This window comes from Massilia suwonensis, from assembly GCF_042655665.1.
Taxonomy (GTDB): Bacteria; Pseudomonadota; Gammaproteobacteria; order Burkholderiales; family Burkholderiaceae_D; genus Telluria; species Telluria suwonensis.
The window spans coordinates 874,942-885,560 of record NZ_JBHSMR010000013.1; the positions used below are offsets into that span (position 1 = coordinate 874,942).

7 protein-coding genes and 2 riboswitches are annotated in these 10,619 nt (G+C 66.4%); of the genes, 4 read left to right on the forward strand and 3 right to left on the reverse strand.

Going from position 1 to position 10,619, the window contains the following annotated elements:
- Positions 1 to 216 precede the first annotated feature (216 nt).
- Positions 217 to 777, reverse strand: coding sequence for an ATP-dependent Clp protease proteolytic subunit (locus ACFPQ5_RS11880; protein WP_379755427.1), 561 nt, complete (start codon positions 775 to 777; stop codon positions 217 to 219).
- 170 nt (positions 778 to 947) lie between these two features.
- Positions 948 to 1,033: riboswitch (glycine riboswitch) on the forward strand.
- A gap of 16 nt (positions 1,034 to 1,049) precedes the next feature.
- A riboswitch (glycine riboswitch) is annotated at positions 1,050 to 1,155 on the forward strand.
- A 57-nt stretch (positions 1,156 to 1,212) separates the two neighbouring features.
- Between ACFPQ5_RS11880 and gcvT the strand changes: the two genes are divergently transcribed.
- The 3 genes from gcvT to gcvP all read left to right on the forward strand — a co-directional run bounded on the left by gcvT (position 1,213) and on the right by gcvP (position 5,750).
- On the forward strand, positions 1,213 to 2,331 hold the full coding sequence (gene gcvT, locus ACFPQ5_RS11885; RefSeq protein ID WP_379755430.1) for a glycine cleavage system aminomethyltransferase GcvT: 1,119 nt from the start codon (positions 1,213 to 1,215) through the stop codon (positions 2,329 to 2,331).
- A gap of 39 nt (positions 2,332 to 2,370) precedes the next feature.
- Positions 2,371 to 2,751, forward strand: a complete 381-nt coding sequence (gene gcvH / locus ACFPQ5_RS11890) for a glycine cleavage system protein GcvH (protein ID WP_379755433.1) — start codon at positions 2,371 to 2,373, stop codon at positions 2,749 to 2,751.
- Between the two features lie 113 nt (positions 2,752 to 2,864).
- Complete coding sequence (gene gcvP / locus ACFPQ5_RS11895; protein ID WP_379755436.1) at positions 2,865 to 5,750, forward strand: aminomethyl-transferring glycine dehydrogenase; 2,886 nt, start codon at positions 2,865 to 2,867, stop codon at positions 5,748 to 5,750.
- A 185-nt stretch (positions 5,751 to 5,935) separates the two neighbouring features.
- On the opposite strand, the gene ACFPQ5_RS11900 is transcribed toward gcvP, so the two are convergent.
- Positions 5,936 to 7,645: a methyl-accepting chemotaxis protein gene (locus tag ACFPQ5_RS11900; protein ID WP_379755439.1), complete on the reverse strand. Its 1,710-nt coding sequence runs from the start codon at positions 7,643 to 7,645 to the stop codon at positions 5,936 to 5,938.
- Between the two features lie 199 nt (positions 7,646 to 7,844).
- Between ACFPQ5_RS11900 and ACFPQ5_RS11905 the strand changes: the two genes are divergently transcribed.
- Positions 7,845 to 8,849, forward strand: coding sequence for a DUF3108 domain-containing protein (locus tag ACFPQ5_RS11905; protein WP_379755442.1), 1,005 nt, complete (start codon positions 7,845 to 7,847; stop codon positions 8,847 to 8,849).
- 42 nt (positions 8,850 to 8,891) lie between these two features.
- On the opposite strand, the gene ACFPQ5_RS11910 is transcribed toward ACFPQ5_RS11905, so the two are convergent.
- Entirely contained in the window at positions 8,892 to 10,559 is a 1,668-nt protein-coding gene (locus tag ACFPQ5_RS11910) for a peptide chain release factor 3 (RefSeq protein WP_379755445.1), read from the reverse strand.
- Positions 10,560 to 10,619: the final 60 nt, after the last annotated feature.

Below are 10,619 nucleotides of genomic sequence, written 5' to 3' on the forward strand. Positions count from 1 at the left end.
CTCGACAATATAATCGGGTGCGATATTGATGAATTAACCCGGCCATATCGTTCGATCCGATGCCGGTTAAATCCATGCAAATACTATTTGCATCCAGCGCTTAATCGGCTCATTTAATTTGCACCGATTTTTAGCGCGCAAATAAACAGGCCGGCACCGCGCTCTGCCGGTCGAATCCGGAAAAGACAGATGCCGGCCCCGGCCGGACTGGCGCGCTCAGATGTTGCGCAGGATCGCACCCTTCGGCGGCGCGAAGTCGACGACGTCGTTGATCATGCCGGCCGTCTTGGCGTCGCGCGAATTCAGGTGCAGGTCGGAATACTGGTGGATCGCCCACTGCTCCGGCGTCAGCTCGACATGCTTGCGCAGGATCGATTCGGTGCGGGCGTCGTCCGCGCGCAGGCCCTCGACGATGATGTTCAGCGCGTCCGGGCGCGAACCCGGGGAGGCCGTCGCATGCGACTTGTGCACCATGAAGCGCGCTGTTTCGCTGGCGTAACGGCGCGTGCCCGACAGGTACATGATGACGGCGATCGAGGCCACCGCCCCGCCGTTGTACATGACGAACTCGATCGGCGACTTCGACATGAAGTTGTACAGGCACAAGCCATCGCTGACATAGCCGCCGTTCGACTGCACCAGCACGTGGGCCGTCTCGATGCCGTCCTCGGTCATGTGGCCGACCGCTTCGAATACCCGGTGCACCATGTCGCTGTTGACGTCGCCCGACAGCGTGAACCAGGCCTCCTTGCTTTGTTTCGCTTGATCTTCGCTCATAGTCTTGTTTTGCCCCGCAAAGTGTAGGTTCCAGTGTAACAAATCGAGAAAAAAGCCCGCGCGCACGCCCTCCAACGGTGCGCGCGTGCCCACCCTGGCTGGACAGTCGATGCAGGCTGCTTATTCGCCCTGCCAAGATTGACAGGGAACCAAGGAAGACATATTCTCCACAGTCTTGACCGGGAGAGCGCAGCACAGGCTGCCGCCGAAGGGGCATCACCCAAAAACTCTCAGGCAAAAGGACCGGTCAGGGGTCGACGCGCGGCGCGCGAAGGCCACACTCTGGAGAGCGGCCAAGGTTGGCCCACCGAAGGGGCAGGCGGCGGTGTTGATACACCCGTCCGCTATCTCTCAGGTACCAAGGACAGAGGGGCGCGCAGCACACGTTCGGTCCGCCGGCGTGGCAGCTCCCCTATACACTGCCCTGAGGATTCCATGACGCTCAAAGCGACCCCGCTCAATTCCGCACACCGCGCACTCGGCGCCAAGATGGTCGATTTCGGCGGCTGGGACATGCCCGTCAACTACGGCTCGCAAATCGAAGAGCACCACTCCGTGCGCAGCGACGCCGGCATGTTCGACGTCTCGCACATGTGCGTGGTCGACCTCGAAGGCGCGAACGTGCGTGCTTTCCTGCGCGGCCTGCTGGCCAACAACGTCGACAAGCTGCAGGTACCGGGCAAGGCGCTCTACTCGGCCATGCTCAATCCTGAAGGCGGCGTGATCGACGACCTGATCGTCTACTTCTTCCGCGAAGACTGGTTCCGCCTTGTCGTCAACGCCGGCACCGCCGAGAAGGACGTGGCCTGGATGCGCCAGCAGAACGACGCCACGGGCAGCGGCCTGACCATCACTCCGCGCCGCGACGGCGACAATGCGATCGCCCTCGTCGCAGTGCAGGGCCCGAACGCGCGCGCGAAAGTCTGGGAAGTGCTGCCGACCGCGAAAGCCGCGTCACAGGACATGAAACCCTTCAACGTCGTGATCGTCCCCGACACCGCCTTCGGCGAAGCGATGGTCGCGCGTACCGGCTACACCGGCGAAGACGGCTTCGAGATCGGCGTCCCGGCCACTCAGGTCGAAGCACTGTGGAACGCCCTGGTCGCCGCCGGCGTCAAGCCTGCGGGCCTGGGCGCACGCGACACGCTGCGCCTGGAAGCGGGCATGAACCTCTACGGCCAGGACATGGACGACAACGTGAACCCGCTCGACGCCGGCCTGGCCTGGACCATCGACCTGGTCTCCGAGCGCGACTTCATCGGTAAAGCTGCCCTGCAAGCGAAGGGCCAGAACGCCCAGTTCCTGGGCCTGATCCTGCGCGAGAAAGGCGGCATCCTGCGCGCCCACCAGAAAGTGATCGCGGCCTCCGGCGCGACGGGCGAGATCACCAGCGGCACCTTCAGCCCATCGATGCAGCAGGCGATCGCCCTGGCGCGCGTGCCGATGGACGTTGCCGTCGGCGACACCGTGCACGTCGAGATCCGCGACAAGAAACTGGCCGCCACCGTCGTCAAGCTGCCCTTCGTCCGCAACGGCAAAGTTCTCGCTTCCTAAGATTTATAATACCGCCACCTATAACCTGGAGCTTCATACATGAACATCCCAACCGACCTGAAATACACCGAGTCCCACGAGTGGGTCCGCCGCGAAGCGGACGGCACCCTGACCGTCGGCATCACCGACTTCGCACAGGACGCACTGGGCGACATCGTGTTCGTCGAACTGCCGCAGGTCGGCAAGACCTTCACGGCCGGCGACGACGCCGCCGTGGTGGAATCGGTCAAGGCGGCCAGCGACATCTACGCTCCAGTGAGCGGCACCGTCACCGAAGTCAATCAGGCGACCGCCGACGCGCCGGACTCGATCAATACCGACGCGTTCGCGGCCTGGCTGTTCAAGCTCCAGCCAAGCGACGCCGGCGCCTACGACGGCCTGATGGACGCCGACGCCTACGGCAAGTCGACCGGTAACTGATCCTGAAGTAAACGCTGGCGGCGCGCAGCTTGCGCCGCTGGCCGCAGTCCCCATATTCCCTCTTTAGTCCGGCCGGCACCGCCCGCCACCGTCTCCTCTTTTTGGCCACCACCATGACCCGCACCAGCCTCACCCAACTCGAAGCCCGCGATTCCTTCATTCCGCGCCACATCGGCCCTTCGACCTCCGAAGAAACCGCGATGCTGGCGACCCTCGGCTACGAATCGCGCGCCGCGCTGATCGACGCGGTTGTTCCCGCCAACATCCGCCGCAAGGACAAGCTCGACCTGGGCCAGTTCTTCGAACCGCTGCCCGAGCAGGCCGCCCTCGCCAAGCTGAAAGCGATCGCCTCCAAGAACAAGGTCATGAAGTCGGTGATCGGCCAGGGCTACTACGGCACCCACACGCCGCCCGTCATCCTGCGCAACATCTTCGAGAACCCGGCCTGGTACACCGCCTACACGCCGTACCAGCCGGAGATCTCGCAGGGCCGCCTGGAGGCGATCCTGAACTTCCAGCAGATGATCACTGATCTCACCGGCATGGGCATCGCCAACTCGTCGATGCTGGACGAAGGCACCGCAGCCGCTGAAGCGATGACGCTGATCCAGCGCGTCGGCAAGTCGGCCTCGAAAGTGTTCTATGTAGCCGACGACGTGCTGCCGCAGACGCTGGAAGTGATCCGCACGCGCGCCGAGCCGATCGGCGTCGAAGTCCGTACCATCGCAGCAAGCGACATCGACACGCTCGACGAGACCTGCTTCGGCGTGCTGCTGCAGTACCCGGGCGTGAACGGCGAAGTGCGCGACTACCGCGCAGCTTGCGAGAAGCTGCACGCGGCCGGCGCCATGATCATCGCCGCCGCCGACCTGCTGGCCCTGACCGTGCTGACGCCGCCAGGCGAATGGGGCGCGGACGTGGTCGTCGGTAACAGCCAGCGCTTCGGCGTTCCGCTCGGTTTCGGCGGCCCGCACGCCGGCTACCTGGCCACCCGCGACGAATTCAAGCGCTCGATGGCCGGCCGCCTGGTCGGCGTCACCGTCGACGCGCAAGGCCAGTCGGCCCTGCGCCTGGCGCTGCAGACCCGCGAGCAGCACATCCGCCGCGAAAAGGCGACCTCGAATATTTGCACCGCCCAGGTGCTGCTGGCCGTGATGGCCGGCATGTACGCGGTCTACCACGGCCCGCAAGGCCTGACCCGCATCGCCCGCCGCGTGCACCGCATGACCGGCATCCTGGCCGCCGGCCTGCAGCAGATGGGCCTGGAACTGGCGAACACGACCTGGTTCGACACGCTGACGGTCAAGACCGAGCGCGCCGCCGAACTGCACGCCGCCGCCAACGAGGCAGGCGTCAACCTGCGCCGCGTCGACGAGCAGCACGTCGGCCTGTCGCTGGACGAGACCACGACCCGCGAAGACATCGCCCTGCTGTTCTCGATCTTCTCCAACGGCGGCACGACCCCTGACGTCGAAACCCTGGACAAGGATGCCGTCGAGGCCTTCCCGCAAGCCCTGGCCCGTACCAGCGCCTTCCTGACCCACCCGACCTTCAACCGCTACCACGCCGAGCACGAGATGCTGCGCTACCTGCGCGGTCTGGCCGACAAGGACCTGGCGCTCGACCGCACCATGATCCCGCTCGGTTCGTGCACGATGAAGCTGAACGCGACCTCGGAAATGATCCCGGTCACCTGGCCCGAGTTCTCGAACATCCACCCGTTCGCACCTGACGAGCAGACCGTCGGCTACCGCGAAATGATCGCCCAGCTGGAAGACATGCTGTGCGCCGTCACCGGCTACGCCGCCATCTCGCTGCAGCCGAATGCCGGCTCGCAGGGCGAATACGCGGGCCTGCTGGTGATCCAGAAGTACCACCAGTCGCGCGGCGAAGGCCACCGCAACATCTGCCTGATCCCGTCCTCGGCGCACGGCACCAATCCGGCATCGGCCAACATGGTCGGCATGCAGGTGGTCGTCACCGCCTGTGACGAGAACGGCAACGTGGACCTCGCCGACCTGAAGAAGAAGGCCGAGCAGCACAGCGCGAACCTCGCCTGCGTGATGGTGACCTACCCGTCCACGCACGGCGTGTTCGAAGAAGGCATCCAGGAACTGTGCGAGATCGTCCATGCGCACGGCGGCCAGGTCTACATCGACGGCGCCAACATGAACGCGCTGGTCGGCGTGGCGGCGCCGGGCGCTTTCGGCGGCGACGTCAGCCACCTGAACCTGCATAAAACCTTCTGCATCCCGCACGGCGGCGGCGGTCCCGGCGTCGGCCCGATCGGCGTCGGCGCCCACCTGGCCCCGTTCCTGCCGAACCAGCGTTCGACCGGTTACGTGCGCAGCGAAGACGGCATCGGCGCGGTCAGCGCGGCGGCCTACGGCTCGGCCTCGATCCTGCCGATCTCGTGGATGTACATCGCCATGATGGGCGCGGAAGGCCTGACGAATGCGACCGAGACCGCGATCCTGAACGCGAACTACATCGCGCGCCGCCTGGCTCCGCACTACCCGGTGCTGTACACGGGCCACGACGGCCTGGTCGCGCACGAGTGCATCATCGACCTGCGTCCGCTGCAGGACAAGACCGGCATCAGCAACGAAGACGTGGCCAAGCGCCTGATGGACTTCGGCTTCCACGCCCCGACCATGAGCTTCCCGGTGCCGGGCACGCTGATGATCGAGCCGACCGAGTCGGAATCGAAGGTCGAGATCGACCGCTTCATCGAGGCGATGATCACGATCCACGCCGAGATCGTCAAGGTCGAGCGCGGCGAGTACGACAAGATGGACAACCCATTGAAGGGTGCGCCGCACACCGCGGAAGTGGTGACGGCCGACGACTGGCAGCACACCTACTCGCGCGAAGTGGCGGCCTTCCCGGTGGCCTCGCTGCGCAAGAAGAAGTACTGGCCGCCGGTTGGCCGTGCGGACAACGTGTATGGCGACCGGAATCTGTTCTGCGGTTGTGCGCCGATCAGCGATTACGAGTAATCCTTTATCGGTAAAGTGAACGGCGGCGCAGAGAGCGATCTCTGCGCCGCCGTTGTCGTTTTGGGCTTGCTGTGCGGCTGCGGAACCGCTGCACCGCGTGGAGTCGGGACTCCACCCTACGATTCATTGCTATTCGTAGGGTGGAGCGGGCGGCGAACCGCTCCCGACTCCACGCGTTTCGAACCTCAATCCCTCCGCGACGCCAAGCGCAAATGCGGCCGCGACGCTTTTCTACGCTCCACCTTCGGCGCAATGCTGGCATCGCGCCGCCCATCCTTCAACACCTCGCGCATGTCCATCTCGGCCACGCTCGACGGCTGCGCCGGCTCGGGCGCCAGCATGGCCTCGTCGAGGCGGAAGGTCGCCACCGCTTTCGAGAGCGTCAATGCCTGCATCTGCAGCGTGCGCGCCGCTTCCGCCGCTTCTTCCACAAGCGAGGAATTGCGCTGCGTGACCTGGTCCATCTGCACGATCGCCTCGTTCACTTCCGACAGCCCGCTGGCCTGCTCGAGGCTGGCCGTGCTGATCTGGTTGATGATGTCGCCCACCTGCTGCACCGAGACGGCAATGGTCGCCATGCTGGTGCCGGCCTGCGCGGCAAAGGCCGTGCCGCCCTCGATCTCGGCCACCGACTGGTTGATCAATTCGCGGATCTCGCGCGCCGCCGCGCCCGTGCGCAGGGCCAGCGAGCGCACCTCGCCGGCCACCAGCGCGAACTCGCGCCCGGCGTCGCCACCGCGCGCCGCCTCCAATGCCGCGTTCAGCGCCAGCGTGCCGGTCTCCACCGCGATCGCGTCGATCTGCTGGGTGATCTCGCCCACGCGGCAGGCGCTGCCCTTGACCGATTCCATCGTCGTCACCAGGCGCTCGGCGACGGTGCCGCCCTGCTCCGCCACGCTCGATGCCGAGGCGGCCAGCAGGTTCGCCGCCTGCGCGCTGTCGGCGGTCAGGTTGACGGTGGCCGCCAGTTCCTGCATCGAGGACGCCGTGTGCTCGAGCGAGCTGGCGCGGAACACGGCGCGCGTGGTGAGGTTCAGGTTGCCCAGCGCAAGGTCGCGCGAAGCCGAGCCGATCGAGCGCGCCGATTCCAGGATGGTGCGCAGCGTGCCGTTCAGGTTGCGGATGCTGGCGTTCAGGGCGCGCGAGGTTTCCGCGATCTCGTCGTTGCCGTAGACCCGGTCCTTGACCGTCAGGTCGCCGCTGGCCAGGTCGACGGCGGCGGCGCCGATGCCGCGGATCTCGGCCAGCAGGGTGCGCCGCACGGCCACCGTGATCCCGAGCGAGACCGCGATCGCCAGCAGGATCACGCAGGGCATCAGCCAGGCCATGGCGCGGAATTCGGCTTCGGCGCTGCTGGACGCCGCCTCCGACAGCGACTGCTCCAGCTGCGCCAGCGCATTCAGGCGCTGGGCGACGTCGGCAAAAGCGGTGTCCGCCTTGCTCATCGCATTCGCGCTGATCGACTGGTCGTCGCGCGCGATCTCGATCACGTCGCGCACCGCCTGGACATAGCGCGCATAGGCCGACGCGGCGCCATCGACCAGGCCGCGCTCCTCGCCGCCCGCCGGCGTCATCCGCGCCAGGCGCTCCAGCCCGGAGGTGGCCAGCGCGTGCTGGCGGTGGATGTCGCGGATCAGGGGTTCGATCCGGCTTTTCGGGAAGCTGCCGCCGATCCAGCTCTGCAGCTGGTAGATCTCGGCGTGGCCGCGCTGGGCCGTGAACACCAGTTCGCTGGCGGCGCGCATGTGCACGGCGCGCCGGCCGACGATGTCTTCCAGCGAGGCGTTCTGGCGCACCATCGCATACCAGGCGCCGCAGGACAGCATCACCAGCAGCACCAGCACGGTGACGGGGGCGAGCAGGAGCTTGGGACCGATCTTCAGGCGGGCCAGCATCTCAGCGCCCCTTCAGGAAGAAAGTGGATGTGGCAGGAGCGTGGTGGAGCGTGTGCATGATGGCCTCGCAAGTCGACAATGCGCGATATTTCTTTAACGCATTCGACCAATCTAAGCCATCGGCCCGGCTACGCATTTGAGCGGTGTCAACACCATCCCGAAGGTGGACAATTCGAGACGGCTCGGACACACTAGCGCCATGATGATCGCCGTCCACCTGGCCCGGCACCGGCGCCTGGTAGCGCTCGGCGGGCTTTCCCTGCTGCTGCACCTGCTTGCCCTTGCCCTGATCGATGCCCTCGTCGCGCCGCCGCCCGCGCGCATCGGTGCGCCGATCGCGCTGCGCCTGGTCAACGATGCCGCGCCGTCAGGGAAAACGGCAGCCGCACCGACGGCCCCGCCACCGGATGCGCCGGCTTCGGCGCCTGCCCCGCCCTCAACGGAGACACGCGCGGAACTGCCCGCCATGCAGCCACTGCTGCCTGCCTCCGAGACGCCGCCCGGCACCCCTGCGCCCTCCTCCAGCGCCGCACCCGGCCTCGCCCCGCTCCAGATGCCCGGCCGCTACCGCGTGCACCTGCCCCCGTCTTCGCGCGTGGCCTATGCGGTCACGCGCACAGCCCCCGGACGGCCTGCGGCTGAAGGCGAGCCGGCGGAACTGGTGTGGGAGCGCAGCGGCGGCGCCTACCGCCTGCGCCTGGACGGCGTGCTCGGCGAGCTGGCCAGCGCAGGCGGCGAGGACGACGCCGGTCTCGCCCCGAACGAGGCGAGCGAAGCCGGCCCCGCCGGCGGCGCGCAGATCACCCGTTTCAACCGCGCCGAGGGCCGCATCGAACAAGGCCTCAACGCCAGCGAAGCGCTGACCCAGGGCAGCCAGGACCGCGCCTCGGTGCTGCTGCAGCTGTCCGGCATCGGCCTGGCCGACCCCGACCAGGTGCAGGACACGGTCGACATCGTGGTGGCCGGCAGCGGCGGCGCGCGCATCGCGCGCTGGCAGGTGGTCGGCAAGGAGGAGCTGAGGACGCCCGTCGGCCAGCTGGCCAGCGTGCATCTGCTGCGGCTGGCGCCGGCCGGCGAAGCGCGCGTCGAAGTATGGCTCGCGCCCGATAAAAGCTGGCTGCCGGTCCAGCTGCGCGTGACCCAGCCCGACGGCACGGTCGCCAATCAACTCGTCAGGGCGATCGAGACGGCCGCAAGCCAATAAAAAAGGCCGGCAATCAGCCGGCCCCTTTGCGATAAAACCGGCTTACGCCAGCTTCGCCGCGTGCTCGCGCGTCGCGTGGAAGGTCAGCTTCGGCCAGCGTTCCTGGGTCAGGCGCAGATTGACGCCGGAGGTGGCCAGGTAAGCCAGGTTGCCGGCCGCGTCGTAGGCGACGTTGTGGCCGAGCTGGGTCTCGAAGTCGGACAAGGCCTTCTTGTCGTCGCTCGACACCCAGCGCGCGCTGCTGATGCTCGACGATTCGAACACCGCATCGACGCCGTACTCGTTCAGCAGGCGGCTAGCCACCACCTCGAACTGCAGCACGCCGACCGCGCCCAGGATCAGGTCCGAACCCAGCACCGGCTTGAACACCTGCACCGCGCCCTCCTCGCCCAGCTGCTGCAAGCCCTTGTGCAGCTGCTTCATCTTCAGCGGATTGCGGATGCGCACCGTGCGGAACAGGTCCGGCGCGAAGTACGGGATGCCGGTGAAGGTCAGCATCTCGCCTTCCGAGAAGCTGTCGCCGATCTGCATGTTGCCGTGGTTCGGCAGGCCGATGATGTCGCCCGCGTAGGCTTCTTCCACCTGCTCGCGCGAGGAGGCCATGAAGGTCACCACCGACGACAGTTTCACCTCACGGCCCAGGCGCAGGTGCCTGACTTTCATGCCCTTGTCGAAGCGTCCCGAGCACACGCGCAGGAAAGCGATGCGGTCGCGGTGGGCCGGGTCCATGTTGGCCTGGATCTTGAACACGAAGCCCGTGAACTTCGGCTCTTCCGGCTTCACGGAACGCACGGTGGCGTCGCGCTCGCGCGGGCCCGGGGCCCAGTCGACCAGCGCCGAGAGGATCTCGCGCACGCCGAAGTTGTTGATCGCCGAGCCGAAGAAGACCGGGGTCTGGATGCCGGCCAGGAAGCGCTCGAGGTCGAAGGGGTGGCTGGCGCCGTGCACCAGCTCCACTTCCATCTTGAGCTGCTCGATCTCGAGCGGGAACATCTCGGCCAGCTTCGGGTTGTCGATGCCCTTGATGATCTCGAAGGCGCCGTCGGCTTTCTCTTCGCCGGCCTTGAACAGCATGATGGTGTCGTTCAGCAGGTGGTAGACGCCGCGGAAGTTCTTGCCCATGCCGATCGGCCAGGTCACCGGCGCGCATTCGATCTTCAGCACCGATTCGAGTTCGTCCAGCAGTTCCAGCGGGTCGCGCGTTTCGCGGTCCAGCTTGTTCATGAAGGTGACGATCGGCGTATTGCGCATGCGGCAGACGTCGAGCAGCTTGATCGTCTGCGCCTCGACGCCCTTGGCCGCGTCGATCACCATCAGGGCCGAGTCGACGGCGGTCAGCACGCGGTAGGTGTCTTCCGAGAAGTCCTGGTGGCCCGGCGTGTCGAGCAGGTTGATGACGTGGTCGCGGAACTCGAACTGCATCACCGAGGAGGCGACCGAAATGCCGCGCTGCTTCTCGATGTCCATCCAGTCGGAGGTGGCATGGCGGCCGCTCTTGCGGCCCTTGACGGTACCGGCGAGCTGGATCGCGCCCGAGAACAGCAGCAGCTTCTCGGTCAGCGTGGTTTTACCCGCGTCGGGGTGGGAAATGATGCCGAAGGTGCGGCGGCGCGCCACTTCGCGAGCGATGGCCGCAGGCGCGCGGCTCACTGCAGGAGCGCCTGCGTCGGCCGTGTCGTCTGTTGCGAGGATGTCAGGATCGTTGGACATAGTCGAGCCCCAGTGGCCCAGATGAAGAAAACCCTCGATTTTACCGATTCCCGGGCCGGC

What these genes read in the sequence shown, in the direction of transcription:
- ACFPQ5_RS11880 (WP_379755427.1), bottom strand. Translation starts at nt 777, where the DNA reads ATGAGCGAAGATCAAGCGAAACAAAGCAAGGAGGCCTGGTTCACGCTG.
- gcvT (WP_379755430.1), top strand. Translation starts at nt 1,213, where the DNA reads ATGACGCTCAAAGCGACCCCGCTCAATTCCGCACACCGCGCACTCGGC.
- gcvH (WP_379755433.1), top strand. Translation starts at nt 2,371, where the DNA reads ATGAACATCCCAACCGACCTGAAATACACCGAGTCCCACGAGTGGGTC.
- gcvP (WP_379755436.1), top strand. Translation starts at nt 2,865, where the DNA reads ATGACCCGCACCAGCCTCACCCAACTCGAAGCCCGCGATTCCTTCATT.
- ACFPQ5_RS11900 (WP_379755439.1), bottom strand. Translation starts at nt 7,645, where the DNA reads ATGCTGGCCCGCCTGAAGATCGGTCCCAAGCTCCTGCTCGCCCCCGTC.
- ACFPQ5_RS11905 (WP_379755442.1), top strand. Translation starts at nt 7,845, where the DNA reads ATGATGATCGCCGTCCACCTGGCCCGGCACCGGCGCCTGGTAGCGCTC.
- ACFPQ5_RS11910 (WP_379755445.1), bottom strand. Translation starts at nt 10,559, where the DNA reads ATGTCCAACGATCCTGACATCCTCGCAACAGACGACACGGCCGACGCA.